General features: G+C 65.3%; 21 protein-coding genes and 1 pseudogene. 16 read left to right on the forward strand and 6 right to left on the reverse strand.

The window, feature by feature from the left end:
- The first annotated feature begins 9 nt into the window (after positions 1-9).
- Both E2I15_RS29455 and E2I15_RS29460 read left to right on the forward strand, forming a co-directional pair.
- Positions 10-816 (forward strand): crotonase/enoyl-CoA hydratase family protein, encoded by an 807-nt coding sequence (locus E2I15_RS29455; RefSeq protein ID WP_137478450.1) that lies wholly within the window; start codon positions 10-12, stop codon positions 814-816.
- 190 nt (positions 817-1006) lie between these two features.
- Positions 1007-3159, forward strand: a pseudogene (locus tag E2I15_RS29460) (SulP family inorganic anion transporter).
- An 18-nt stretch (positions 3160-3177) separates the two neighbouring features.
- On the opposite strand, the gene E2I15_RS29465 reads toward E2I15_RS29460, so the two are convergent.
- Both E2I15_RS29465 and E2I15_RS29470 read right to left on the reverse strand, forming a co-directional pair.
- On the reverse strand, positions 3178-4548 hold the full coding sequence (locus E2I15_RS29465; protein WP_137478449.1) for an NAD(P)/FAD-dependent oxidoreductase: 1371 nt from the start codon (positions 4546-4548) through the stop codon (positions 3178-3180).
- Positions 4549-4608: 60 nt separating this feature from the next.
- The gene (locus E2I15_RS29470) at positions 4609-5310 is read right to left on the reverse strand and encodes a GntR family transcriptional regulator (RefSeq protein WP_137478448.1); all 702 of its coding nucleotides are present in this window, start codon (positions 5308-5310) and stop codon (positions 4609-4611) included.
- Between the two features lie 141 nt (positions 5311-5451).
- On the opposite strand from E2I15_RS29470, the gene E2I15_RS29475 reads away from it, so the two are divergent.
- Positions 5452-6348 carry an amino acid ABC transporter substrate-binding protein gene (locus tag E2I15_RS29475; RefSeq protein WP_137478447.1) on the forward strand — a complete coding sequence of 299 codons (897 nt, stop codon included), beginning with the start codon at positions 5452-5454 and terminating at the stop codon, positions 6346-6348.
- Between the two features lie 111 nt (positions 6349-6459).
- Here E2I15_RS29475 and E2I15_RS29480 read toward each other — a convergent pair whose 3' ends face one another.
- The 3 genes from E2I15_RS29480 to E2I15_RS29490 form a co-directional block, all read right to left on the reverse strand.
- Positions 6460-8526, reverse strand: a complete 2067-nt coding sequence (locus E2I15_RS29480) for a TonB-dependent receptor (protein WP_210241878.1) — start codon at positions 8524-8526, stop codon at positions 6460-6462.
- A 617-nt stretch (positions 8527-9143) separates the two neighbouring features.
- Positions 9144-10640, reverse strand: coding sequence for an NAD-dependent succinate-semialdehyde dehydrogenase (locus E2I15_RS29485; protein ID WP_137478445.1), 1497 nt, complete (start codon positions 10638-10640; stop codon positions 9144-9146).
- Positions 10641-10891: 251 nt separating this feature from the next.
- Complete coding sequence (locus E2I15_RS29490; protein WP_137478444.1) at positions 10892-11215, reverse strand: hypothetical protein; 324 nt, start codon at positions 11213-11215, stop codon at positions 10892-10894.
- A 346-nt stretch (positions 11216-11561) separates the two neighbouring features.
- Between E2I15_RS29490 and E2I15_RS29495 the strand changes: the two genes are divergently transcribed.
- Positions 11562-12755 (forward strand): serine hydrolase domain-containing protein, encoded by a 1194-nt coding sequence (locus E2I15_RS29495; RefSeq protein WP_137478443.1) that lies wholly within the window; start codon positions 11562-11564, stop codon positions 12753-12755.
- A gap of 264 nt (positions 12756-13019) precedes the next feature.
- Positions 13020-14720 carry an AMP-binding protein gene (locus E2I15_RS29500; RefSeq protein ID WP_137478442.1) on the forward strand — a complete coding sequence of 567 codons (1701 nt, stop codon included), beginning with the start codon at positions 13020-13022 and terminating at the stop codon, positions 14718-14720.
- Positions 14721-14875: 155 nt separating this feature from the next.
- Here E2I15_RS29500 and E2I15_RS29505 read toward each other — a convergent pair whose 3' ends face one another.
- Entirely contained in the window at positions 14876-15877 is a 1002-nt protein-coding gene (locus E2I15_RS29505; protein ID WP_137478441.1) for an adenosine kinase, read from the reverse strand.
- A 269-nt stretch (positions 15878-16146) separates the two neighbouring features.
- Here E2I15_RS29505 and murJ point away from each other — a divergent pair, with 269 nt between their 5' ends.
- The 11 genes from murJ (at position 16147) to ybeY (ending at position 25885) form a co-directional block, all read left to right on the forward strand.
- A complete protein-coding gene (murJ, locus tag E2I15_RS29510; protein WP_137478440.1) occupies positions 16147-17685 on the forward strand; it encodes a murein biosynthesis integral membrane protein MurJ in 1539 nt (512 codons plus the stop codon).
- 65 nt (positions 17686-17750) lie between these two features.
- Complete coding sequence (gene trpS / locus E2I15_RS29515; RefSeq protein ID WP_069278989.1) at positions 17751-18803, forward strand: tryptophan--tRNA ligase; 1053 nt, start codon at positions 17751-17753, stop codon at positions 18801-18803.
- Between the two features lie 87 nt (positions 18804-18890).
- A complete protein-coding gene (locus E2I15_RS29520) occupies positions 18891-19385 on the forward strand; it encodes a universal stress protein (RefSeq protein WP_137478439.1) in 495 nt (164 codons plus the stop codon).
- A gap of 201 nt (positions 19386-19586) precedes the next feature.
- The gene (locus E2I15_RS29525) at positions 19587-20156 is read left to right on the forward strand and encodes a NifU family protein (protein ID WP_028335524.1); all 570 of its coding nucleotides are present in this window, start codon (positions 19587-19589) and stop codon (positions 20154-20156) included.
- Positions 20157-20244: 88 nt separating this feature from the next.
- A complete protein-coding gene (gene tsaB, locus E2I15_RS29530; protein ID WP_137478438.1) occupies positions 20245-20940 on the forward strand; it encodes a tRNA (adenosine(37)-N6)-threonylcarbamoyltransferase complex dimerization subunit type 1 TsaB in 696 nt (231 codons plus the stop codon).
- A complete protein-coding gene (rimI, locus tag E2I15_RS29535) occupies positions 20937-21422 on the forward strand; it encodes a ribosomal protein S18-alanine N-acetyltransferase (protein ID WP_137478437.1) in 486 nt (161 codons plus the stop codon). Before tsaB ends, rimI begins: the two co-directional genes overlap by 4 nt.
- A 65-nt stretch (positions 21423-21487) precedes the next feature.
- Positions 21488-21940 (forward strand): Fur family transcriptional regulator, encoded by a 453-nt coding sequence (locus tag E2I15_RS29540; protein WP_016840396.1) that lies wholly within the window; start codon positions 21488-21490, stop codon positions 21938-21940.
- Positions 21941-22095: 155 nt separating this feature from the next.
- Complete coding sequence (locus E2I15_RS29545; protein WP_137478436.1) at positions 22096-22794, forward strand: HAD family hydrolase; 699 nt, start codon at positions 22096-22098, stop codon at positions 22792-22794.
- 60 nt (positions 22795-22854) lie between these two features.
- Complete coding sequence (miaB, locus tag E2I15_RS29550) at positions 22855-24243, forward strand: tRNA (N6-isopentenyl adenosine(37)-C2)-methylthiotransferase MiaB (protein WP_137478435.1); 1389 nt, start codon at positions 22855-22857, stop codon at positions 24241-24243.
- A gap of 5 nt (positions 24244-24248) precedes the next feature.
- The gene (locus tag E2I15_RS29555; RefSeq protein ID WP_137478434.1) at positions 24249-25319 is read left to right on the forward strand and encodes a PhoH family protein; all 1071 of its coding nucleotides are present in this window, start codon (positions 24249-24251) and stop codon (positions 25317-25319) included.
- A 68-nt stretch (positions 25320-25387) separates the two neighbouring features.
- Entirely contained in the window at positions 25388-25885 is a 498-nt protein-coding gene (gene ybeY, locus E2I15_RS29560) for an rRNA maturation RNase YbeY (RefSeq protein ID WP_137478433.1), read from the forward strand.

Genomic DNA, 25885 nt, shown 5'->3' on the forward strand with positions numbered 1-25885 from the left:
GAGCGCCCCATGCCTGATGCCGATACCGTGCTCGTCGAGCGCGACGGTCCCGTCACCATCATCTCCATCAACCGTCCGCACAACCGCAACGCCGTCGATGGCGCCACCGCGCGCAAGCTGTATGACGCGTTTCTCGCCTTCGATGCGGATGCGAGCGCATCCGTCGCGGTGTTCACCGGCACCGGCGGCTATTTCTGCGCCGGCGCCGATTTGAAGGCGGTGGCGGCGGGCGATCCCGAGAAGAAGCGCGAGGTCGGCGGCCACAACACGATCGCGCCGATGGGACCGAGCCGGCTGCGGCTCTCGAAGCCGGTGATCGCCGCGATCGAAGGCTTTGCGGTCGCCGGCGGCATGGAGCTCGCGCTGTGGGCCGACATGCGCGTCGTGGCCGAGGACGCAACCTTCGGCGTGTTCTGCCGCCGCTTCGGCGTGCCACTGATCGATCTCGGCACCATCCGCCTGCCGCGACTGATCGGCCATTCGCAGGCGATCGATTTGATCCTCACCGGACGCCCGGTCGGCGGCGTCGAAGCCCACCGCATGGGGCTCGCGAACCGCCTGGTGCCGAAGGGCGAGACCCGCGCCCACGCCATTGCGCTCGCCAAGGACATCGCGAAATTCCCGCAGAACTGCCTGCGCGCCGACCGGCTGTCGGCGCGGCGGCAGTGGGACCTCGACGAGGAAGAGGCGATCAGGAACGAGATGCGCGGCGGGCTCGAGGTGATCGCCTCGGGCGAAACGCTGTCGGGCGCGGCGCGCTTTGCCTCCGGCGTCGGCCGTCACGGCGCCTTCGGAAATGAGGGCGGGCAGAGCTGACACATAGCTTCGCGCGCGACCGCCTCTCCCTGTCGCGGGAGAGGCGAAAGCGCCCGCGTTGAGAACCGACTGTCACAAAAATCCTGTTGTCGTCCTGCGCCGGGCTCGTCTACGACTGGCGGCGAAAGTTCAGGACATTTTTTACGTGATTAGTCGATCGCTTTATTTCGGCTCGCAAGCGCGGCGGGCCATGCACGACGTGCTCGGCGGCAGCGCCGCCAGTGTGCTCGGCATCACGTTCGGCCTGTCCTACGCGCTTTTGATCTTCGCCGGGCCATTGTCGCCCTATCTGTCATACGGCGTGGCGGCGACGTTCATTTCCTCTGCAGTGCTCGCGACCTTCATCGCACTCGGCAGCTCCCTGCCCTTCGTGGTCGCCGGCCCCGACACCTCCACCGCGGCGGTGACGGGAATCCTGATGGCCTCGCTGGTCGAGCGCGTCAGTGCCGCCAATCCGACGGCGCCGCTGCTCGCGCCGGTGCTGATCACGCTCGGGCTCTCGACCATCGTCACCGGCATCGTGCTGTGCTGCCTCGAGCTGACACGGTTCGGCCGAGCCATCCGCTACGTGCCTTACCCTGTTGTCGGCGGATTCCTCGGGGCAACCGGCCTGTTGATCGTGCTGGGCGCGATCAGGGTCATCACCGGATACCCTGTGCAGGTCAGCACTCTCTTCCATTTTACGAGTATTATCACGATCGCCGAGCTCAGCGCCGCCTGCGCCATGGCGCTGGTGCTGTACCTGACCTGGCATCGCTCGCGCACCCCGTTCGGCCTGCCGATCATCCTGATCGGCGGCGTGATCGTGGCGCACCTCGTATTCTGGATCATCGGCATCACGCCCGAGGAAGCGCATCTGACCGGCTGGACCTTCGAGCCGCCGCCGACATCCACCTTCATGGTGCCGTGGCACATGGCCGAGCTTGCGCAATATCCGTGGTCGGCGGTGCCGGACCTGCTCGGCAACATGATCGCGGTCGTGTTCGTCACGGCGGCGAGCACGCTGTTCAACACCACCGGCATCGAGGTCGCGGTGCATCGCGAGGCCAATCTCGAGCGCGAGCTCAACATCACCGGCTTCGCCAACATCCTGACCGGCGCGCTGGCCGGCTATGCCGGCTGCATCTCGGTCAGCCGCTCGATCCTCAACTTCTCGAGCGGCGGGCGCGGCCGGCTGTCGGGCTGACAGTCGCTGCGATCTCGCTGCTGATGCTGGCGGCCGCTCCCCAGTTGCTCGGCTACATGCCGAAATTCGTGCTCGGCGGCCTCCTGATCTATCTCGGCGCCGACCAGCTGCATAAATGGATGATCGAATCGCGCAAGCGGCTGTCGCAGACCGAATATCTGTCGCTGCTTGCGATCATCGTCATCATCGTGACCTGGGGCTTCGTGCCCGGCATCCTGATCGGCGTCATCATCGGCTGCGCCACCTTTGCGCTCAGCGCGGCACGGGTTGAGGCGATCAAATACGGCTTTGACGGCTCAGAGTATCGCAGCTCGCTGGATCGCTCACGCGACGACCGCGAGGTGTTGTCGGCCCATGGCGGCAAGATCCAGGGGCTGACCCTGCAAAGCTATCTGTTCTTCGGCTCCGCCAACCGCCTGTACCAGCACGTCAAGGCGCTGCTGCGCGAGCGCCCGGAGTGCCGCTATCTGCTGTTCGACTTCAAGCTCGTAACCGGCGTCGATTCGTCAGCGGCCTACAGCTTTGCGCAGATCAAGCGCAGCGCGCACGAGGTCGGCGTCGAGCTGGTGCTGGTGCATCTGTCGGCCAAGGCCGAGCAGGTGCTGCGCTCCAGCGATTTCATCGCCGAGGGCGTTACCGTGATCGACGAGCTCGATCGCGCGCTGGAGTGGTGTGAGAACCAGATCAGCGCGCAGCACCAGGAGCTCGCGCAGGAGGAGGCCGACCTGCGCGGCTGGTTCGCCGGGATGCTCGACAGCGAGAACGACGCCGACGCGCTGATCCGGCGCTGCCAGCGCATCGAGGTCGACGCCGGCGAGGTCATCGTGCACGCCGGCGACGCCGCCGATTCCATGCACTTCATCCTCGACGGCCGCGTCGGCATCATGGTGCCCGCCGAGGACGGCCGCTCCACCCGGGTGCGCAGCCTCGGCCGCTACACCACGATCGGCGAGATGGGCCTCGTCTCGCAGGCCCCGCGCAGCGCCACCATCCAGGCCGAGATGGCGAGCGTGCTCTATGTGCTGAACACCCACCAGTTCGCCGCGATCCGCGATGAGGACCCCGAGCTCAGCCACAAGCTGCTGACCTATTTCGTGTCGGTCATGGCGGAGCGACTGACGTTTGCCAATCGCACGATTGCGGTGCTGCGGCGCTGAAGCGAGGACGCGGATACGCTACAGCAACCCGCGGCTTTCGCTCGCCGCAAGCTGGTCCATCAGCGCCTTGTCCTGATAGCGCGCGAGCGAGAGGCTGCGGGCGAAGGCCGGCACGGGCGCACCGACCACGGCGCGGGCACAAAGGTCGCCGGTGGCGCAGGCCCCCATCGTGCCGTAACCCGACAGCGCCGCGGCGAGGAACACGCCTGATGTTTTCGCAGCCCCGATCAGCGGCCAATTCTCCTTCGTCATCGGATAGTAGCCACCGTAATGCACACGGTCGCGCGGCAGCGCGCCGAGATATTGCGCGAGCAGCGGCTGCAGCCGGCTCGCCGCGCGCAGCACGACTTCGGGGAAATATGGATTCAGCTCCGGCTCGCGAACCGGCTCCGTGGTCTGTTCCGCGTTGAAGGCCCAACCGAGCTTGATCCACTCGCCGTGATCGCCGCCGTCGGGCCGACAATGGATGCTGCCCGGCATCGGCGCCAGCAGGCGCGAAAATTCCGGTGCCGCTGCCAGCGCCTCGCGCTCGTCATCGGACCAGGCCAGCGTCTGGCCGTCGAGATCGATCGCGAACGGCATTTTGCGATCGACCGCGCGGTTGCGATCGGCGAACGCGATCTTCTGCTGCAGCACGTTGACGATCGGAAGCTCTTCGCCATGCATCGCCGCGACATGCGCTGCGAACGGGCCCGCGGCGTTGACGATGATATCGGCCTTGATGGTCTGCCGCGCGCCATCGGCCAGCACATCGATGACGAAGCGGTCGGTCTTCGCGATGCCGAGCACGCTCGCCTGCTGGAATTGCGCACCCAGCGGCCGCATCGTTTCCAGCATGTACTGGCCGAGCTGCTGGCCACTGATATCGCCCGCGCGGCGGATATGCAGCGCAGTCGCGACCTCCTTGTCGAAGCTCGGATAATGCACCTGGATCAGGTCACGGCCGAGCAGAACGTCGACGCCGTCGGGCGCACTCTGCCAGTTCGCCGAATGCGGCGCCAGGTAGCCGCGGCTTGCACCCTCGTGCAGGCGGATCAGCTTTTCGGCCTGCGCGCCATAGCCGGCATGAAGTTGCTGCAGCAGCTCCTCGGGCTTCTCCTCGCGCGTGACCAGGAGATAGCCGCGCCGCGTCATGTGGATGCGGTTGTCGCTGCGGCGCGCGATCTCCTCCATCAGGTCGGTGGAATGGTTGGTGAAGTCGGCCATCGTCGGATGCGGCCACCAGTTGCGGTAGTTCTCGCCGGACTGTGCCGAGGTCAATGCCATCGGCTGGCCTTCATCGACAATCAGCACGCGCGAACGCTTGTGCTGAACGGCGAGATAGTAGGCCGTGGCGATGCCGGCGATGCCCGCACCGATCACCAGGATTTCGACGTCATTGGTCTTCACGCGCACTCTCCATGGGCCGCGCAGCGCGGCCCGCGATCATTCACAAGGTCTGGACGACGATCAGGCAGAGCGCCCCTCGCCTGCATCACGCAGCGCCTGGCGCTGCGCCGAGCGCAGCGTCTTCTGCGTCTCCTCGATATGGTCGCGCAGCAGCCGGACCGCCTTCTTAACCTCGCCGTCGCGGCAGAATTCGAGCAGCCGGTAATGCTCGCGTTGCGGACGCTCCTTGCCGGTCGCCAGCGACACCAGCGCCCGGGTGAAGCGGCCGACATGGCCGTAATTCGCCTCGATCATGCCGAGCAGGCGCGGGCGATTGCACGGCGCGTAGAGCGTGGCATGGAATTTCCAGTTGAAGGCACCCCATTGCGCCGGATCGGGCTCGGCATCGTAGGCGCGGAGGATTTTCGTCGCCGCCTCGAGATCGATCTCGCCCATGGCCGGGATCGCCAAGCGCAGCGCGTGGCATTCGAGCGCGATGCGGATTTCGAGCAGCTCGATCACCTCGTCGATCGAGAGATCCGAGACCACCGCGCCGCGATTGGGCAGGAAAGTCACAAAACCCTCGGCCTCGAGCTGGCGCAGCGCCTCGCGCACGGGAATGCGGCTGGTCCCGAACCGCGCGGCGAGCTCGTCCTGACGCAGCTGCAATCCGGGTGCGAGCTCGCCCGAGCTGATCGCGGCCCGCAATGCCTCGCGCACGGCGTCCGGCGCGGAACCGTGGGGTCCGGCGCCTCGATGGCTGGTGACGGTTGCGGGTTCCATCCGGCTTCTCTCTCGCTGTGCGGCGGCGACCAGGATATCCAACATGGCACTTATTGTATAAAATCGGTTTGCCGATTATGCAATCCATGTGTATAAAATCATACCTTATCGTATCCTATTGCCAGCGTTCGCGAGCATCCGATGCATCAAGCCACCAAGCGACTGATCTACCTAGCTTTTCTGGTGACAGCGTCCGCTCCGGCACAGGCCCAATCGTCCGGCGGCACCCTGGCCAAGATCCGCGACGCCGGCGAAATCCGGCTCGGCCACCGCGACGTTTCGGTCCCGTTCTCCTATCTCGACGACAACCAGAAGCCGGTCGGCTTTGCGATGGACCTCTGCGCCCGGATCGTCGATGCGGTGAAGGCCGAACTCAGGCTGCCGACACTGCAGACCAGGCTGCAGCCGATCCAGCTCTCCACCCAGATCCCGCTGATCGAGAACGGCACCATCGACATCGTCTGCGGTCCCGCCACCAATACGCTGGAGCGGCAGAAGGTCGTCGCCTTCAGCAACACGATCTTCGTGTCGAGCATCCGCGCGGTGGTGCAGAGGGACGCGCCGATCAAGACCTTTGAGGATCTCGGCGGCCGGCCGGTCTCGCTGACCTCGGGCTCGACCTCGATCGGACTGCTGAGTGCACGGGCCCAGGAGAAGAACTTTCAGACCAAGAACATCCTGACGGCGGACCACGCCGCATCGTTCCTTGCGCTGACCACCGGGCGTAGCGAAGCCTTCGTGATGGACGACATTCTGCTGGCGAGCCTGATCGCCGGCAGCCGCAATCCGGCGAACTGGCGCATCATCGACGACAGCCTGCGCACCGAGCCCTACGGGCTGATCATTCGCAAGGGCGATCCGGAGTTCAAGGCGCTGGTCGACCGGAAGCTGGTCGCCATGATGAAGAGCAATGAATTCCAGGAGCTCTACGCAAAATGGTTCACGCGGCCGATCCCGCCCAAGAACGTGAACCTGAATTTTCCGATGACCGCGCCACTGAAGGACGCCGTCGCCAATCCGAACGACAAGGGCGTCTGACTGTGACTGGCAATCGCCAGATCGGCGGCGGATCTTCTGCAGCGGAACCGCGACCATGGAATGCCCACCGCACACGCGCGTGTGGCGCGCGATGGCCTTTCGGCGCTTTCCCTAAAAATCGACGGTCATGGAAAGCCACAGCGTCCGCGGCATGCCGCTGATCACATAGCCGGTAGGATTGCCGATCCAGTAGTGCTTGTCGAACAGATTGGTCAGTGACGCCCTGAAGGTGGTCGGACGCCCCGCGAGGGTGGTCGCGTAGCGCGCACCGATGTCGAAGGTCGCCCAGGCGGGGACGCTTTGGACGTTGTCGGCACTGACATAGGCCCGGCTGGTGTAGATGACACGCGCCGTCGCGGTAAGGCCGGACACGAAGGGCGTATCCCATTCGACACCGAGATTGCCCTGCAGGTCGGGCGCACCGATCGCGTGATTGCCGTCGTAGAGATGTCCCTGCGTTTGGGTGAGCCGGGCATCGAGCCAGGTCACGCCACCGAGAACGCGGACGCCGGGCGTGACCTCGCCGAAGGTATTGAGCTCGATGCCGCGGTTTCTCTGCTCGCCATCCAAGCTGTAGATCTTGGTGATGGGATCGATCACGCCGCTCGGCTGGCTGATCTGGAACGCCGCAAGGCTCGCACCGAGGCCTCCGAGATCGAGCTTCGTGCCGACCTCGACTTGTCGCGTCTTGAACGGCGCAAACACCGCATTGGTATTCACCGCGCCGGAGGGCGGCGTCGGCCCCGGCGTCAGGCCTTCGATGTAGTTGGCATAAAGCGAGAGTTGCTTGATCGGCCTCACCACCAAGGCAATCGAAGGCGACGTCGCGCTGTCGTCGTAATGCGTTGTTTCCAGGCCGCTGACCGGATTGAAGCTGTTCGCGATCACCTGCTGCCGGCGCGCGCCCACGATCACCTGCAACGGGCCCCCCATTGTCGTGATGGTGTCGGCAACGCCGACGCTGCGCAGCCCGAGGAAGCCGGACTTCCCCTCCGGGAATATCGATACCGGTGTGCCGGCGGTCATCAACAAGGTCGGTCTGTAGATGTTGGTCAGGTAGGTCGCGTAGTTGGTCTGGCCGAGCCAGTCCGTCCGGTTTTGCGCGCTGCCGCTGACGACGACCTCGTGGCCGATGGGACCCGCGTCGAAGCGCGCGCGTATACCCGCCTCTCCGGAGGCGCCCTCCGACTTGCCGGTCTGGAATCGGGACGTACCCAAGGCATCGCCTGCGGTGTTGAGAATCGTCGCGCCCGGATCTTCCTGCTTGTCGTAACGGAACTGGTTGGCGCCGATCGCGCCAAACACGGTGACGCTGTTGCTCAGATCGTATTCGGCCCTGGTCAAGCCGGTCAGGCTCTGCGAGCGCGCATAGTCAAACGGCTGCGCGAGATTGATGCGCGGATCGGGGGCGCTCGGCATGGCGATGCCGGGCACGGGCGTATAGCCGCGCTGGGCTGCCTTCATCCAGTCGTCCTGAGAGATGATGTCCGCCGACCAGCGAAAGCGCTCTCCATGATAGTCGACGCCGAGCGAGCCGACGCCGTTGCGCGCCGACTGCCGATCGATCGTGGTGTTGCCGCCGTCGATCCCGCCGTTGAAGCGAACGCCCCATTCCTTCTGTTCGCCGTAGCGGCGTGCGAGGTCCAGCTCCGTTCCAAAACGTCCATCCGAGATGTAGCCGGCGGTCAGGCGCGTGATGTCCTCCGCCGCCCGCTTCGTCACGACATTGACCGTGCCACCGATGCTGCCTTGCGGAGCCATGCCGTTGAGAAAGGCACCCGGCCCCTTGAGCAGTTCGATACGCTCGATGGGGGCCGGATTGACGCGGTAGGCTGGAACGAGGCCGTAGAGTCCGTTCAAGGCGATTTCGCTGTTCTCGACCCGGAAGCCGCGGATGGTCAGCGCGTCGTAACGATTGCTGCTGCCGATCGCAGCACGCACCGACGGATCGGAATTGGTCAGTACTTCCGCAACGCTGGTTGCCTGCTGATTGCGGATCGTCTTCTCGGTGTAGCTCGTCAGGCTGTACGGGGCCTCCATATAGTCCTTGTTGCCTAGCAGGCCGAGCTTCCCGCCGCGCGCGACCTGGCCGCCGATATAGGGCACGGGTAACGCCGCCTGTTGCGCGCCGGCCGTCGGCGCGGCCGCAGCCTGCGGCGCGTGCTCGCGCCTGCTCACCTGACGCGATGCCGACGAGCGCACTGAGCGCGACGACGTCGGCCTCCGAACCGGCGTGGCTCGATGCTGTGGCGCGGTGACGACGACTGGGGGCAGCGGCGCAACACTGCTCGCGGGTGGCTGCTCCGGCGACTGGGCGAGCGAAGGGACCGCAGTAAGGAGGACAGACGCCCATGCGAGTTGGAGTGCGCGTGGAGCGTTTGAACTGACGAGCATGAGGTCCCCGGATTCTTCGTGGCTTCGCCTCGAACATCATCAGGGTTCGAGCGCGACCACCGGGGCATAAGGAGCATGCGTTGTGAGGCCAACTAGAACGCATCTAAGCGACGGGATAACACCTGCCGCGCAAGACAACATCGATGCGGCAGATACCGCGTTTCGATTATTCTTTCGCTGAATCGGCGTTGCGCGCATACGGCTTGCTTCGAATCGCCACCTTCGAGGTTAGAGGGATTCTTGATGCGATCGTCGTCGCGATCGCGCGCTGCATCCAACCGTCGCAATGAATTGTCGCAGACCGCGAATGCGGGCGGCGGAGCGATCGACAATGACGACCGATGGATTCACCGGCATGCGTCCCCTCGCCCGTCAGGGCGAAGGGACACGCAGCTAGGCGATCAGACGCCGGCCATCATCACGTATTTGATCTCGACATACTCATCCATGCCGTGGCGCGAGCCTTCGCGGCCGAGGCCCGATTCCTTGACGCCGCCGAACGGCGCCACTTCGGTCGTGATCAAGCCGGAGTTGACGCCGACCATGCCCGACTCCAGCGCCTCGGCGACGCGCCAGACGCGGCCGATGTCGCGCGAATAGAAGTAGGAGGCGAGGCCGAACGGCGAGGCGTTGCACATCGCGATCACGTCGGCCTCGTCCTTGAAGCGGATCACCGGCGCGAGTGGGCCGAAGGTTTCTTCGTGCGAGACCAGCGCGTCCGGGCGCACATCCGACAGCACGGTAGGCTCGAAGAAGCTGCGGCCGAGCGACGAGCGCTTGCCGCCGGTCACGATCTTGGCACCGCCCTTCACCGCATCGGCGATGTGCCGCTCGACCTTCTCGATCGCTTCCATGTTGATCAGCGGACCCTGCGTCACGCCGGCTTCCGTGCCGTCGCCGATCTTCATCTCCGCGACCTTCTTCGACAGCTTCGTGACGAACGCGTCGTAGATCTTGTCCTGAGCATAGAGACGGTTGGCGCAGACGCAGGTCTGGCCCATGTTGCGATACTTCGAGACGATGGCGCCTTCGACCGCGGCATCGATATCGGCATCGTCGAACACCACGAACGGCGCGTTGCCGCCGAGCTCGAGGCCGAGCTTCTTCACGCCGACCGACGCCTGCCGGTACAGGATCTTGCCGACCTCGGTCGAGCCGGTGAAGCCGACGAAGCGCACCGCCGGATGCTCGCACAGCACCTTGCCGATCGGCGGCGCGTCACCGGTGATGATGTTGAACACGCCCTTCGGCACGCCGGCCTTCTCGGCCAGCGCTACGAGAGCGAGCGCGGACAGCGGCGTCTCGTTGGCGGGCTTCAGCACCACGGTGCAGCCGGCCGCCAGCGCCGGCGAGACCTTGCGGGTGATCATCGAGTTCGGGAAATTCCACGGGGTGATGGCGCCGCAGACACCGATCGGCTGCCGGATCGCGAGCAGACGCGCGTCCAGACGCTGCGTCGGGATCGTCTCGCCATAGACGCGACGCGCCTCTTCCGCGAAGAATTCGACATAGGCGGCGCCGATATCGACCTCGCCGAGCGCTTCGGCCAGCGGCTTGCCCTGCTCGGAGGTCAGGATCAGCGCGAGATCCTCGCGGTTGGCGATGATCAGGTCGAACCATTTGCGCAGGATGTTGGAGCGCTGCTTGGCGGTCAGCTTGGCCCAGGCCGGAAACGCGCGCTCGGCGGCTTCGACGGCCCTGGTGGCGTCGTCGGCGCTCAGCTGCGGGATCTTGATCAGCTCGACGCCGGTCGCCGGATTGTTGACGGCAAATTCAGGCGTGCCGACCCAGGCGCCGTCGATGTAGCAGCGGTCGCGCAGCAGCGAGGGGTCCTTCAGGCGGCTTTGCAGGGAGGATGCTGCGGATGGCGTGGCGCGTGCGGCAACGGGCGGGGTCATGGCGTTACTCCTGTCATTTCTGGAATTTCTTGAATTTCTTGGGGGTGTTCGCCGCCTATATAAGCGGAAAGCCGCTGCGATGCACCGGCGCCGGGCGCGACCCTGCTTCAAGCAATATTGAGGGCTCGCGCGCGATCGTGAAAACGGAGAAACTGATACGTCGTCATTCCGGGACCGTGCGCAAGCACCAGATCCGGAATCTCGAGTTCCGGGTTCGATGATTTGCATCACCCCGGAATGACGGCTCCGTCTCAGACCGCCCCGCCGGACATATAGGTTTCACGACGGCCGATCATGCGCTCGGCCGCGGCCTTGGCGTCCGCCTTGGTCGAGGTCGCGCAGGTCCGGTATTCGAGGTCGGCCTCCGCCCGCACATCGCGGCGACCGAACCAGGATTTGGTGCCGGTCTGCAGCAGCGCCAACGCCCGCGCGACATTCTCGACGGCCTCGAAGGAGTGCAGTGCGCCGGTACCTGCGTAGCGGACTTCGTAGAGACCTGGGCTGATCGGCGCCTCGATATTCTCGCCGCGGCCCGGCCGCGGATAGCGCTTCCATTCACTCCATGTCGAAATCATTGCTGCGCCCCCCGCAAGGCGGGAAATGACGAATCTTTTCGTCAAATCCGGTCCAATCCGCCGCACCGTTTGTGCAGCGATCTGAATGCGTTAATGCAAATAATCAGGTACGAAAATCATTCCTTGATCACGTTACCGTGGCCGCCGGCGGAGGTCACCGGGACTGGCGCGGAGTCCCCTGCAAAATCTGCGCGCGTGGTGAACGCCTCCCGACCAAGGCCGTTTCTAGCGGCCCGGCCTTCACGACATCGCGACATCGTCGCATCGCGCCCGCCTTGCGGGAGCGGAAAAGCGGGAGGATGATCCGCCCACTTCAAAACAATAAACCCACCGGAGGAAGCCCCCAATGCAGAGCAAGGCTCAGATCGATCAGGTATTGCGCCAGAAGAGCGAGGCAAAGGAAATTCCCGGCGTGGTCGCCATCGCGGCCACCGGCAAGGACGTGATCTACGAAGGCGCGTTCGGCAAGCGCGACCTCTCCAAGAGCGATCCCATGACGGCGGACAGCGTGTTCTGGATCGCCTCGATGACCAAGGCGGTGACCTCGGCGGGCGCGATGCAGCTTGTCGAGCAGGGTAAGCTCTCGCTCGATGAGCCGATCGGCAAGCTGTTGCCCGATCTCGCCGCGGTGCAGGTGCTTGACGGCTTCGACGCCAAGGGCGAGCCGCAGCTGCGGCCGGCGAACAAGCCGATCACGCTGCGCCAGCTCATGACCCACACCGCCGGCTTCGCCTACGACATGTGGGACGGCAACCTCGGCAAATATCTGGAAAAGACCGGCACGCCCGGCATCATCACCTGCCTGAATGCCGCGCTGAAGACGCCGATCATGACCGATCCCGGCACGCGCTGGGAGTACGGCACCAATATCGACTTCGTCGGCAAGGCGGTGGAAGCCGCATCCGGCAAGAAGCTCGATGCCTATCTGCGCGACAACATGTTCGCGCCGCTCGGCATGAGCGATACCGCGTTCAAGATCTCCGACGACATGCGCAAGCGGCTGGTCGGCATGCATGCCCGCGGCGAGGACGGCACGCTGGCGGCAATCCCGTTCGAGCTCGAGCAGAACCCTGAATTCCACATGGGCGGCGGCGGCCTGTATTCGACCGCGGCCGACTACATCAAGTTCTGCCAGATGATCCTCAACAAGGGCAAAGGCAACGGCAACCAGGTGCTGAAGGCCGAGACGGTCGCGACCATGGGGCAGAATCACATCGGTGAGCTCACCGTCGGCAAGATGACGACGGCCTTGCCGATGTACACCAACGATGTCGACCTCTATCCCGACATCGTCAAGAAGTGGGGACTGAGCTTCCTCATCAACACCGCCAAGACGCCGGAAGGCCGCAGCGCCGGCAGCCTCGCCTGGGCGGGCCTTGCCAACACCTATTACTGGATCGATCCGTCGCGCGACGTCTGCGGCGTGATCCTGACCCAGTTATTGCCGTTCGCCGACAAGCACAGCCTGGAAGCCTTCGCAGGCTTCGAGAAGGGCATCTACGCCGGGCTGGACGCCGGCAGCGGGCAGCGAGCGGCGTAAGTCCACTGGGAACGACGGAAGTCGACACTCCACGAACTCGTCATGCCCGGCCTCGTGCCGGGCATCCACGTCTTTGGTTCCGCTCGAAAAGACGTGGATGGCCGGGACAAGCCCGGCCATGACGGGCGTTGACGCTTGTCCACCCTTTTGCAAGCGAGGGATTTCTCATACCCGCCATAGGTCGGGCCTGTCCCATCGGTGCCAAACGACTAAGATCGCGCAAAAAAGCGCGGCGACGCGAACACGACCACGAGGAGGACGATCTTGGCACCCACACCCAAGGCAGACAGCTATGTGTGCGGCATTTCCGATAAGCCGCTGCTCGGTGAAACCATCGGCCGCAGCCTCGACCGCGCACGCGTGCGCTGGGGCGAGCGCGAGGCGCTGGTCTCGCCCAGTCACCATGTGCGCTGGACCTGGAACGAGTTCGCAGACCGCGTCGAGGCCTTGGCAGCCGGCTTTCTCGCGCTCGGGCTGCAACGCGGCGAGCGGATCGGCATCTGGTCGCTGAACCGGCCGGAATGGACGCTGACACAGTTCGCCGCCGCGAAAGCCGGCCTGATTCTCGTCACCATCAATCCGGCCTATCGCCTCAGCGAGCTGGAATTCGCGCTCGGCAAGGTCGGCTGCGCCGCGATCGTGACGGCAACCGCTTTCAAGACCTCGGCCTATATGGAGATGCTGAACACGCTGCTGCCCGAGCTCGCAAGCTCGGAGCCCGGTCACTTGCGGTCAACGCGGCTGCCGCAATTGCGCGCCGTGATCCAGATCGGCGGACCGGCCGCACCAGGCACGATACCGTTCGAGCAGGTATCGCAGATGGGCGGCGATCGCCATCGCGAGCAGCTTGCGGCGCTCGGCGAGAGCCTGCAGTTCGACGATCCCGTCAACATCCAGTTCACCAGCGGCACCACCGGCTCGCCCAAGGGCGTGACGCTGACCCACCACAACATCCTCAACAACGGCTACTTCACCGGCCGCGCCATGCGCCTGACCGAGCAGGACCGCATCTGCATTCCGGTGCCGCTCTATCACTGCTTCGGCATGGTGATGGGCAATCTCGCCTCGGTCACGCTCGGCACGACCATGGTCTATCCCGGCGAAGGCTTCGATCCGCTGGCGACGCTGACCACGGTCGCGCAGGAGAGATGCACGACGCTGTACGGCGTGCCGACCATGTTCATCGCCGAGCTCGACCATCCCGACTTCGCGCGCTTCGATCTGTCCTCGCTGCGCACCGGCATCATGGCCGGCGCGCCCTGCCCGATCGAGGTGATGAAGCGCGTCAACACCGAGATGAACATGCGCGAGGTGACGATCGCCTACGGCATGACCGAAACCAGCCCGGTGAGTTTCCAGAGCGCGACCGACGATCCGCTGGAGCGCCGCGTCTCGACCGTCGGCCGCATCCATCCGCATGTCGAGGTCAAGGTGGTCGATCTCGACGGCAAGGTGGTGCCGCGCGGCGAACGCGGCGAGCTCTGCACCCGCGGCTACAGCATCATGCTCGGCTATTGGGACGAGAAGGAAAAGACCGGCGACGTGCTCGACGCCAACGGCTGGATGCACACCGGCGACCTCGCCGTGATCGACGACGAGGGCTATTGCAACATCGTCGGCCGCATCAAGGACATGGTGATCCGCGGCGGCGAGAATTTGTATCCGCGCGAGATCGAGGAATTCCTCTACCGCCATCCGAAGATCCAGGACGTGCAGATCTTCGGCGTCGCCGACGAGCGCTATGGCGAGGAGCTGTGCGCCTGGGTCAGGATCAGGCAAGGCGAGACGCTGACCGCCGACGAGGTCCGCGCCTTCTGCCAGGGCCAGATCGCCCACAACAAGATCCCGCGCTACGTCGAATTCGTCGAGGAATTCCCGATGACGGTGACCGGCAAGATCCAGAAGTTCGTGATGCGCGACGCGGTGGAGCAGCGGCTGGGATTGAAGGCGGCGAAGACGGCGTGATGCCGTTCTTCTCCCTCTCCCGCTTGCGGGGGAGGGTCGGGGTGGGGGCTCTCTCCGCGAGTCATTCCGTGGAGAGAGCCCCCACCCGCACCGCATCTTCGATGCGCTGCGACCTCCCCCGCAAGCGGGAGAGGTGAAAGAAGCCAGCGACGCTCCTAAACCAGCAGCCCCTGCTGTTTCGCCAGATCCTGCAGCGACACCAGCGGCCGGGCGCCGATGTGCTGGATCACCTCGGCGGCGGCGAGCGCGCCGAGCCGGCCGGCATTCGCGTGGCCGACATTGCGCACGAGACCGACCAGGAAGCCGGCGGCGAACAAATCGCCGGCGCCGGTGGTGTCGACCAGCCTGTCGATCGGAGAGGCGGGCGCCGCGACGACGCTGTCGCCAGATATCACGACGCAGCCCTTCTCGCTGCGGGTGACGACGCCGAGTTTGGTGTCCTTGCCGAACTGCTTCAGCGCGGTGTCGAAATCCGAGGTCTGGTACAGCGAGTGCAGCTCGGACTCATTGGCGAACACCAGGTCCACGATGCCCTTGCGCATCAGATCGAGGAATTCGTCGCGGTAGCGATCGACGCAGAACGAATCCGACAGCGTCAGCGCGACCTGGCGGCCCGCGCCATGCGCGATATCAGCCGCCTTCACGAAGGCGTCCTTGGCGTTCTTCGGATCCCAGAGATAGCCCTCGAGATAGATAATGCTGGCGGCTGCGATCTGGTTTGGATCGATGTCATCCGGCGTCAGGTCCTGCGCGGCGCCGAGATAGGTGTTCATGGTGCGCTCGCCGTCCGGCGTCACCAGGATGTAGGAGCAGCCGGTGGCCGGGCCGGCTTTGGCCGGCGCGGTGTCGAAGGTCACGCCCGCGGCGCGGATGTCGTGGACGTAGAGCTTGCCGATCTGGTCGTCCTTGACCTTGCCGACATAGGCAGCGCGGGCGCCGAGACTGCCGACGCCGACGATGGTGTTGGCGGCCGAGCCGCCCGACATCTCGGTCGTCACGCCCATGTCGCTGTAGATCGCGGTGGCGCGCGCCTCGTCGATCAGTCGCATCGAGCCCTTGGTCATGCCGTGACGGGCAAGGAATGCCTCGTCGGTCTGCACCAGCACGTCGAAGATCGCGTTGCCGATCCCAAGAATGTCGTATTTTGCGTCAGCCATAGACCTGCCCTGTGTTAACGCCACCCAACAAGAGTGGCGGCCTATCACGTTCGGCCTTGGGGCAGCAAGGGAAGCTCTACGTTCCGTCATCCCGAGGAGCGCGGAACGCGCGTCTCGAAGGATGCGCGGCCGCACTCTGGCCGATTCATCCTTCAAGGCTCGCCGAAGAGGCTCGCACCTCCAGCGACAAAGGCGAAGCCTTTGCGCGGGGATGACGGGTTTAGTACAGCGGCGCTGGCAGCAAAGCGCGCTACTGCTATACAGACCCCATGTTCCGCTCCTTCCTCACGGTTTCCTCGGGAACGCTGGCCTCGCGACTGCTCGGCTTCGTGCGCGATTCCCTGATTGCGGCGCTGCTGGGCGCGGGGCCGGTGGCGGATGCGTTCCTGGCGGCATTCCAGCTTGTGAATGTGGTGCGACGGCTGCTGGCCGAGGGCGGGTTGAATGCCGCTTTGGTGCCGGCCTGGCTGAAGGCGCGCGATGCCGATGGCGTGGCCGCGGCGACCGCCTTTGCCGGCCGCGTGCTCGGCACCATCAGCGCCGCCGTGATTGCGGCCGCGCTCGTCATCGGCGTGCTGATGCCGCTGGTGATCGCGGCGATCGCGCCGGGGTTCGTCGGCCGCGACACGCTGCAATTCGCCGTCGACGATGCGAGGCTGATGCTGCCCTATCTCGCCTTCGCCGGCCCGGTCACCGTGATGATGGCGCTGCTCAGCGCGCAGGGACGTCTCGCGCTGACCGCGTTCTCGCCGCTGTTGTTCAACATCGCGCTGATATCAGTGATGGCCGTGCTGCTGGTGCGGCAGCAGGAGCCGGCGCAGGCCGCGCTGGTCATGGCGGCGACGATCGGCGCCGCCGGCTTCCTGCAGCTGTCGATGCTGGCGCTGCGTGGCGCAAAGGTCGCTTCGCCGCTCCGCGTGTCCTTCGATCCTGACATGCGTCGCTTTCTCGGCCGCGCGGTCCCGGGCATGGTCGCCAGCAGCGCGCCGCAATGGCTGATGGTGGCGGGCGCGGTGATCGCATCGACCTCGCCGTCGGCGGTGTCCTGGCTCTATTTCGCCAACCGCCTGCTCGAGCTGCCGCTCGGCATTGTCGGCGTCGCCATGGGCACCGTGCTGATCCCGGAGATGACGCGCGCCGTGCGCAGCGGCGAATCCAGCGCGATCGCGCATGCGGAATCGCGTGCCCTCGAGCTTTCGGTCGGACTGGCGCTGCCGGCGACGCTCGGCCTGATGGTGCTGAGCGAGCCGATCGTGCGTATGCTGTTCGAGCACGGCGCGTTCACCGCCCAGGATAGCGTGGCAACCGCGCAAGCCTTGATCTGGCTGACGCTGGCCTTGCCGGCCCATGTGCTGGTGAAGGCGCTGTCGCCGGCATTCTTTGCGCGCGAAGACACGCTGACGCCGCTGTTTGCGACGCTGAAGGCGGTCGTGGCGGCGATCGCGGCGGCCTTCCTGCTCGGCCATCTCTTCGGTGCGAGCGGAATTGCCGCAGGCATCGCGCTCGGCGCCTGGAGCAACGCACTGGCGCTGATCCGCAAGGGGGCCGCGACCTTCGGCTTCTCGATCGATGCCGACGCGCGCCGCCGGCTGCCGCGCATCCTGGCCGCGGCGCTCGCGATGGGCGCCCTGCTCTGGCTCGCAAAGGGCACGCTGCCGTCAGCCGGCAGCCACGGTTTCGTGCAGGCGGCCTCCCTGCTCGTGCTGATCGCGGCAGGTATCGCCGGTTACGGGCTGTTCTTGCAGCTTTTCGGCGTCACCGGCTGGCGCGAGGCGGTTAACGCCGTCAGGCAAAGGCGCCCCGCCTGACTTGCGCGCGCAGAGCTTAAGTGGCAAACGACGCGGCAAAACTAGCCATTTCCGGGAATTAGACCATGGCGTTCGTTGAACGGGTTTTCTCAGGCGTCCAGCCGACGGGCAATCTGCACCTCGGCAACTACCTCGGCGCCATCGTCAACTTCGTGAAGATGCAGCAGACCCACAACTGCATCTATTGCGTCGTCGACATGCATGCGATCACGCAGGGCGTCGAGGTCTGGGGCGGCCCGGCCGAGCTCGCCCGCAACACCCGCGAGGTCACCGCGGCCTTCATCGCTGCGGGCATCGACGCCAAGAAGCACATCGTGTTCAACCAGAGCCAGATCGCCGGCCATGCCGAGCTGACCTGGATCTTCAACTGCGTCGCGCGGATCGGCTGGCTGAACCGCATGACGCAGTTCAAGGAGAAGGCCGGCAAGGATCGCGAGAACGCCTCGGTGGGCCTCTACGATTATCCGGTGCTGATGGCTGCCGACATCCTGCTCTACCGAGCGACCCATGTGCCAGTCGGCGAGGACCAGAAGCAGCATCTGGAGCTGTCCCGCGACATCGCGCAGAAGTTCAACAACGATTTCGGCGATTCAATTCGTGGACATGGATTTGCCGACGGCCTGCTCTTCCCGCAGCCCGAACCGCTGATCACGGGGCCCGCGACGCGGGTGATGAGCCTGCGCGACGGCACCAAGAAGATGTCGAAGTCGGATGCGTCGGACAATTCGCGCATCAACCTCACCGACGACGCCGACACCATCGCTCAGAAGATCCGCAAGGCGAAGACCGATCCGGAGCCGCTGCCGTCGGAAGAGAAGGGTCTGGAAACCCGCCCCGAGGCCGACAACCTGGTCGGCATCTACGCGGCGCTGGCCGGCATCTCCAAGCAGGAGGTGCTGACGCAATTCGGCGGCGGGCAGTTCTCCAGCTTCAAGAACGCGCTGGTCGAGGTTTGCGTCGCAAAACTGGCGCCGATCGCCTCCGAGATGAAGAAGCTGGTCGCCGATCCCGGCCATGTCGACGCGGTCCTTGCCGACGGCGCCAACCGCGCCCGCGGCATCGCCGACGAGACCATGCGCATCACCAAGGACATCGTCGGCTTCATCCGTCCGCGCTGACGCGCAGGCAGGAACTGCGTGCTCCCTCTCCCAAACGGCGAGGGAGTATGGCACCATAGGTTGGTTTGGTTCAGCACCGGGACATGCATGACCACCCAGCGACGAAGCTACGAGACAGGTCACAAGCCGAAATGCCTCGTCATCGTTGACGACACTGCGGAATGGGACCGAGCGGTCTATTACGCCAGCCGGTGGGCGATCCGGGTCGGCGGCGGCGTCGTGATGCTGCGGGTGATCGAGACCGAGGACCAGAACCAGCAATGGCTCGGGGTCGCCGACATCATGCGCGCGGAGGCCGAGGAAGCCGCCAACGAAGCGCTCGACCGCGCCGCCGGCCGCGCCAACGGGATCGCCGCGATCACTCCGGAGCGGGTGATTCGCGAGGGCGACCCGACCGAGCAGATCCTCGATGTGATCGACAAGGACGTCGATATCGCGGCGCTGGTGCTGGCCGCCAACCCGGGCGCCGAGGGGCCCGGGCCGATCATCACCACCATGGCCAAGACCATGGGGGCATTCCCGATTCCGGTGACCATCGTGCCCGGCGGCCTGACCGACGCCGAGATCGACGCCCTGTCCTAGCGCGTTACCGGCGCCGGACCCGCTTCCGGGCATGGGTATGAGCCTGGAACCGCGGTTTTGCGGCTTGATCGCGGGCTTTTTAGTTGCCATCTGACTCCTTGATTTGACGCGTTTTCTTCGCGAACCGGTGTCACTTCGCTGGAAAACGCTATAATGGAACCCAACGCGCCGGCCTTGAACCGGCGACGCCGGAGACAGCAGATGTTCATTCAGACCGAAGCCACGCCCAATCCCGCCACGCTGAAATTCATCCCGGGCCGCATGGTGCTCGACAGCGGCACCATGGAATTCTCCTCGCCCGAATCCGCCGCGCGCTCGCCGCTCGCCGAACGGCTGTTCGCCGTATCCGGCGTCACCGGCGTGTTCTACGGCGGCGACTTCATCACCGTGACCAAGGCGGACGGCGACTGGCAGCACCTCAAGCCCGCGATCCTCGGCGCCATCATGGAGCACTACATGTCCGGCGCGCCGCTGCTCGCCGACGGCACCGCGGCCAGCGACGACGCGCGCGATGAGGAAGACGAGTTCTTCGACGAGGCCGACGCCGAGACGGTCGAGCAGATCAAGGACCTGATCGAGACCCGCGTGCGTCCCGCGGTTGCCAATGACGGCGGCGACATCACCTTCCGCGGCTTCAAGGACGGCATCGTCTATCTCAACATGAAGGGCTCCTGCGCCGGCTGCCCGTCATCGACCGCAACCCTGCAACACGGCATCCAGAACCTGCTCCGGCACTTCGTGCCCGACGTGCAGGAAGTCCGGCCGATGTGATGGAGCGGCGAATGGCGAGTGGCGAATCGCGAATAGCATTCTCCGCTGGACCCCTGTTCGCCATTCCCTATTCGCTATTCGCCCTCCCATGATGATTCTCGCCATCGATACGGCGCTCGACGCCTGTTCCGCGGCGGTGCTCGACACCACCTCCGGCAATACAATCGCCATTGAATCGCAGGTGATGCAGCGCGGCCATGCCGAGGCGCTGATGCCGCTGATCGCTCGGGTGATGAAAGAGAGCGGCATCGGCTTTGCCGGGCTCGACCGCATCGCCGTCACCACCGGCCCCGGCAGTTTCACTGGCCTGCGCGTCGGCCTCTCGGCGGCGCGCGGCCTGGCGCTGGCCGCGGAAAAGCCGGTGGTCGGACTGTCGACGCTCGCCGCCTACGCCGCGCCTGTCGTCGCCGAGAACGGCGCGTCTGCGATCCTGTCGGCGATCGATGCGCGGCATGATCACGTCTATTTCCAGCTGGTCGGCGGCGACGGCAGCCCGATCATCAAGCCGAAGGTGGCGCCGATCGCGGAAGCGCTCGAGGCCTCCCAGTACGGCGCGCTGCATCTGGTCGGCAACGCCGCCGACATCCTCGCCGAGCGCTGGCCCGCCGACGCCGCACCGCCGGTCAAGGTCGGCCGGCAGCCCGCGCCCGATATTACCTGGGTCGCCTGGATCGGCGCGGCCGTGGATCCTGAAACCGCGCCGCCGCGGCCGTTCTATCTGCGCGCGCCCGACGCCAAGCCGCCGAAGGACCGGCTCGAAATCAGCGTGCCGCGATCGACATGATCGGCTGGCTGTCACGGTGGTGGGGCGGCGGTCCGCCCGCGGTCGAGCCCGCATCGCTGCGCGATGCGGCGCGGCTCGCGCAATTGCACGGCGCGTCGTTTCATCGCGGCTGGGGCGAGGGCGAGTTCGAGGCGATGCTGACCGAGCGCAACACGCTGGTGCACCGGCTGCGGCAGGGACGCAAGGTGATCGGCTTTGCCGTCTCGCGGATGGCAGCGGACGAAGCCGAAATCCTGTCGATTGCGATCGATTCCAATCAGCGCGGCCGCGGGCTGTCGCGCGACCTGCTGCTGACCCATCTCGGCCATCTTGCCGGCCGCGGCATCCGCACCATCTTCCTCGAAGTGGAAGAGAACAATCAGCCGGCGCGACGGCTCTATGAAAGGGCCGGATTCGGCGTGATCGGCCGCCGCGAACGCTACTACAAGCAGCCCGGCGGGGAACATTTGAACGCGCTTCTGATGCGGCGCGACTTGTCGTAACATCGGCACGATGGCAGAACAGCGCCCTGCTCTGCCATCCAAGGCCAAGGACCTGCCAAGGACCCATGACGACGGTGAAAATCACGCCTGCGCAGAAGAATACCGGCATCGAGGCGCGCTGCGCCGCGACCGGCATGCGCATGACCGAACAGCGCCGTGTGATCGCACGCGTGCTGGCGGAGGCCATGGATCACCCCGACGTCGAGGAGCTCTACCGCCGCTGCGTTGCGGTCGACGACAAGATCTCGATCTCGACCGTCTATCGCACCGTGAAGCTGTTCGAGGATGCCGGCATCATCGAGCGCCACGACTTCCGCGAGGGCCGCGCGCGCTACGAGCAGATGCCCGAGAGTCATCACGACCATCTGATCAACCTGCGCGACGGCAAGGTGATCGAGTTCACCTCCGAGGAAATCGAGAAGCTGCAGGCCGAGATCGCGCGCAAGCTCGGCTACAAGCTGGTCGATCATCGTCTCGAGCTGTATTGCGTCCCGCTCGACGAAGACAGCAAGTCCTGAAGCATGATCCGGAAAAGTGCGAAGCGGTTTTCCCTCGCGACAAACGCGGGACGCGTTTGCGCGGAGATCATGCTCAAACAAGGAGCTAAAGCGCGATGATGATTCAACCTGATCTCATCGCGCTTTAGGCGCGTGCGGGAACGCGTCACCCGACCATGACATTCGATCTCGTCATCTTCGATTGCGACGGCGTGCTGGTCGACAGCGAGGTGATTTCCTGTCGCGCGCATGCGGAAACGCTGACGCGTCACGGCTTTCCGATCACACCGGACAGCGTGCTGAAGCGCTTCCTCGGCGTGTCCGACCGCGAGGCGCGGCGGATCGTCGAGAGCGAGATCGGCCGCGCGCTGCCCGAGACCTTCGAGGCCGAGGTCAAGCACGCGACGCTGAGCTTCTATGCCGACGATCTCAGCGCGATCGCGCATGTCGGCGAGGCGATCGCCGCGCTCGACCTGCCGAAATGCGTGGCGTCGAGCGGCACGCCGGAAAAGATCCATCACGGCCTGACCTGTGCCGGGCTCTACGACCAGCTCGCGCCGCATATTTTCTCCGCCACCCAGGTCAAGCGCGGCAAGCCGGCGCCGGATCTCTTCCTGTTCGCAGCCGCGCAGATGGGCGCCGACCCCACGCGCTGCGTCGTGATCGAGGACAGCGTGGCCGGCGTCACCGGCGCCCGCGCCGCCGGGATGAGCGTGCTCGGTTTCTACGGCGGCAGCCATTGCACCGCGGAACACGAAGACATGCTGCGCCAGGCCGGCGCGGCCATAACCTTCGCCGATATGCGCCAATTGCCCGATTTGATCGCCCAGACCGGCCAAAAACACGGCTCGATCGCTGGATTTTCGCCGGTTTAAGCTATATTTCAGCCTCGGCGCCCCGATGGCGCCGTTTCCATTTTTCGCTCTCAGGGTTCCATGACGACGCCGCGCAAGCTGCACATCAAGTCCTATGGCTGCCAGATGAATGTCTACGATGCGCAACGCATGGCGGACACGCTGGCCGGCGAGGGCTTTGTCGAGACCGCGAGCGCCGAGGACGCCGACCTCGTGATCCTCAACACCTGCCACATCCGCGAGAAGGCGTCGGAGAAAGTCTACTCCGAGCTCGGGCGGCTGCGTGTCGCCAAGGACGAGGCCGCGCGGGCGGGCCGCGAGATGAAGATCGCGGTCGCCGGCTGCGTCGCGCAAGCCGAAGGCGCCGAGATCATCCATCGCGCGCCGACCGTCGACATCGTAGTCGGGCCGCAGAGCTATCATCATCTGCCCGCGCTCTTGAAGCGCGCCAAGGAAAACGGCCGCGCGCTGGAAACGGAATTCCCGGTCGAGGACAAGTTCGGCTTCCTACCGCAGCCGAAGCCGGATGCGATCCGCGCCCGCGGCATCTCCGCCTTCGTCACGGTGCAGGAAGGTTGCGACAAGTTCTGCACCTTCTGCGTGGTGCCCTATACGCGCGGCGCCGAGGTCTCGCGGCCGGTCGCCAGGATCATCGACGACGTCAAGCAGCTCGCCGACAACGGCGTGCGCGAATTCACGCTGATCGGACAGAACGTCAACGCCTATCACGGCGAAGGTCCCGACGGCCGCATTTGGCCGCTCGGCAAACTGCTGCAGCGGCTCGCCGGGATTCCCGAGGTCGCGCGGCTGCGCTATTCCACCAGCCATCCGCGCGACGTCGACGACAGCCTGATCGCGGCCCATCGCGATTTGCCCGAACTGATGCCGTTCGTGCACCTGCCGGTGCAATCGGGGTCGGACCGGATCCTTGCCGCCATGAACCGCAAACATACCGCCGATGACTACCGGCGCGTCATCGACCGGTTCCGCGCCGCGCGGCAAGACATTGCTTTTTCATCAGATTTTATCGTGGGCTTCCCCGGAGAGACCGCGGAAGAATTTTCCGCCACCCTCGCGCTTGTCACGCAAATCGGATACGCTGCGGCGTATTCATTCAAGTATTCGCCACGGCCGGGCACGCCGGCGGCGGAGATGCGGGAGACGGTGTCAGCAGCCGAGATGGACGAGCGCTTGGGGCGGCTTCAGGAATTGATCGACAGCCAGCAATCGGCCTTCAACCGGGCTGCGATTGGCACAACGGTCGATGTGCTGTTCGAGCGCGCCGCGCGCAATCCGGGCCAGATCGTCGGCCGCACCGCCTATCTGCAGCCCGCCCATGTGATGGCATCGCCCGACATCATCGGCCGGGTCCTCCCGGTGAGGATCGACAGCCTCGAGCGCTACAGCCTGATCGGCGAGCTTGCGACGCCGGCAGCGCCGCGCCCTATTTCGCAGACCATTGGAGCCTGAAATCCTTGCCCAAAAGCGCATCGGATTCGTCTTCACTCGCTCCCAGCCGCAAGCCCGACCGCGACATGCAAATGCCACCTGAGACCCGACCACCTGAGACCCAGGTCGTCATCGATTTCGACGACAACCGTGCCGCATCGGCGCTGGTCGGCCCTTATGGACAGAATCTGGCGCTGATCGAGCGCCGACTCGGCATCGTGGTCGATTCCCGCGGCAACCACGTTACCATCGCCGGCTCCCGCGACGGCTGCGACGCGGCGCGGCGCGTGCTAGAGACGCTCTACGCCCAGGCCGTCGCGGGGCACGATCTCGACCAGGGCGAAGTCGAAGGCGCGATCCGCGCCGTGATCGCGCAGGGCTCGCTGTTCGAATTCGACAACAAGACCGCCAAGCCGACGTTTGAAACGATCAATCTGCGCAAGCGTCCGGTGCGTGCCCGCACCGCGGCGCAGGATTCCTACATCCGTGCGCTGAAGCGGCATGAACTGGTGTTCGGCATCGGCCCGGCCGGCACCGGCAAGACCTGGCTCGCGGTCGCCCATGCCGCGCAACTGTTCGAGCGCAAGGAGGTCGATCGCATCATCCTGACGCGGCCCGCGGTCGAGGCCGGCGAGCGGCTCGGCTTCCTGCCTGGCGACCTCAAGGAGAAAGTCGATCCGTATCTGCGCCCGATCTATGACGCGCTGTACGATCTGATGGATGCCCGCGTCGTCGAGCGCGCGCTGCAGGGCAACGAGATCGAGATCGCGCCGCTCGCCTTCATGCGCGGCCGCACTTTGACCAACGCCGCCATCATCCTCGACGAGGCGCAGAACACTACGACGATGCAGATGAAGATGTTCCTGACGCGTCTCGGCGAGAACAGCCGAATGATCGTCACCGGCGACCCGTCGCAGATCGACCTGCCGAACGGGCAGACCTCAGGGCTCGCGGAAGCCGTGAAGCTGCTCGACGGCGTCGAAGGCATCGCGCAGGTGCATTTCAAGGCCGAGGACGTCATCCGCCATGAATTGGTGGCGCGCATCGTGGCCGCCTATGAGGGATTGCCGCAAAAGCCGGCAAACGCCAGAACTTGAGACCAATAGCTTCGGCCGCGAGCCCACACGACGCGGGATCCGGCCATAACGCAGATTTTGAAACCAAAGTGTCTGCTTTTCCTGCAACCGAGGTTCTCGTCACCGCCGAATGCTGGCAGGCCGAGCCCGACGCCGACGCGGTGATCCATCGCGCCATCGAGGCTGCCGCAGGAATCGCCGATGCCGACGTCGCCGATGCCGAGCTTGCGGTGATGCTGACCGACGACGCCGGGATCCGCACCCTCAACGCCAACTGGCGCAGCATCGACAAGCCGACCAACGTGCTGTCGTTTCCGGCGCTGCAGCCGGAAGGCGCCGGCGGACCCGACGATGCCCCGCGCATGCTCGGCGACATCGCGATCGCCTACGAGACGACGCGGCGCGAAGCCGATGAGGAACAGAAACCGTTCGATCATCATTTGAGCCATCTCGCGGTGCACGGCTTCCTGCACCTGATCGGTTACGACCACGAGAACGACGACGATGCCGAGGACATGGAGGCGCTCGAGCGCGAGATCCTCGCCTCCCTCGGCATTCCCGACCCCTATGCGGATCGGATCGCCTGA

The sequence above is a fragment of the Bradyrhizobium sp. BR2003 genome, assembly GCF_009720285.1.
GTDB lineage: Bacteria > Pseudomonadota > Alphaproteobacteria > Rhizobiales > Xanthobacteraceae > Bradyrhizobium > Bradyrhizobium elkanii.

Coding starts and splice junctions, on each gene's coding strand:
- E2I15_RS29455 (WP_137478450.1), top strand. CDS start 10: ATGCCTGATGCCGATACCGTGCTCGTCGAGCGCGACGGTCCCGTCACC.
- E2I15_RS29470 (WP_137478448.1), bottom strand. CDS start 5,310: ATGGAACCCGCAACCGTCACCAGCCATCGAGGCGCCGGACCCCACGGT.
- E2I15_RS29475 (WP_137478447.1), top strand. CDS start 5,452: ATGCATCAAGCCACCAAGCGACTGATCTACCTAGCTTTTCTGGTGACA.
- E2I15_RS29485 (WP_137478445.1), bottom strand. CDS start 10,640: ATGACCCCGCCCGTTGCCGCACGCGCCACGCCATCCGCAGCATCCTCC.
- E2I15_RS29490 (WP_137478444.1), bottom strand. CDS start 11,215: ATGATTTCGACATGGAGTGAATGGAAGCGCTATCCGCGGCCGGGCCGC.
- E2I15_RS29495 (WP_137478443.1), top strand. CDS start 11,562: ATGCAGAGCAAGGCTCAGATCGATCAGGTATTGCGCCAGAAGAGCGAG.
- E2I15_RS29505 (WP_137478441.1), bottom strand. CDS start 15,877: ATGGCTGACGCAAAATACGACATTCTTGGGATCGGCAACGCGATCTTC.
- murJ (WP_137478440.1), top strand. CDS start 16,147: ATGTTCCGCTCCTTCCTCACGGTTTCCTCGGGAACGCTGGCCTCGCGA.
- trpS (WP_069278989.1), top strand. CDS start 17,751: ATGGCGTTCGTTGAACGGGTTTTCTCAGGCGTCCAGCCGACGGGCAAT.
- E2I15_RS29520 (WP_137478439.1), top strand. CDS start 18,891: ATGACCACCCAGCGACGAAGCTACGAGACAGGTCACAAGCCGAAATGC.
- E2I15_RS29525 (WP_028335524.1), top strand. CDS start 19,587: ATGTTCATTCAGACCGAAGCCACGCCCAATCCCGCCACGCTGAAATTC.
- tsaB (WP_137478438.1), top strand. CDS start 20,245: ATGATGATTCTCGCCATCGATACGGCGCTCGACGCCTGTTCCGCGGCG.
- rimI (WP_137478437.1), top strand. CDS start 20,937: ATGATCGGCTGGCTGTCACGGTGGTGGGGCGGCGGTCCGCCCGCGGTC.
- E2I15_RS29540 (WP_016840396.1), top strand. CDS start 21,488: ATGACGACGGTGAAAATCACGCCTGCGCAGAAGAATACCGGCATCGAG.
- E2I15_RS29545 (WP_137478436.1), top strand. CDS start 22,096: ATGACATTCGATCTCGTCATCTTCGATTGCGACGGCGTGCTGGTCGAC.
- miaB (WP_137478435.1), top strand. CDS start 22,855: ATGACGACGCCGCGCAAGCTGCACATCAAGTCCTATGGCTGCCAGATG.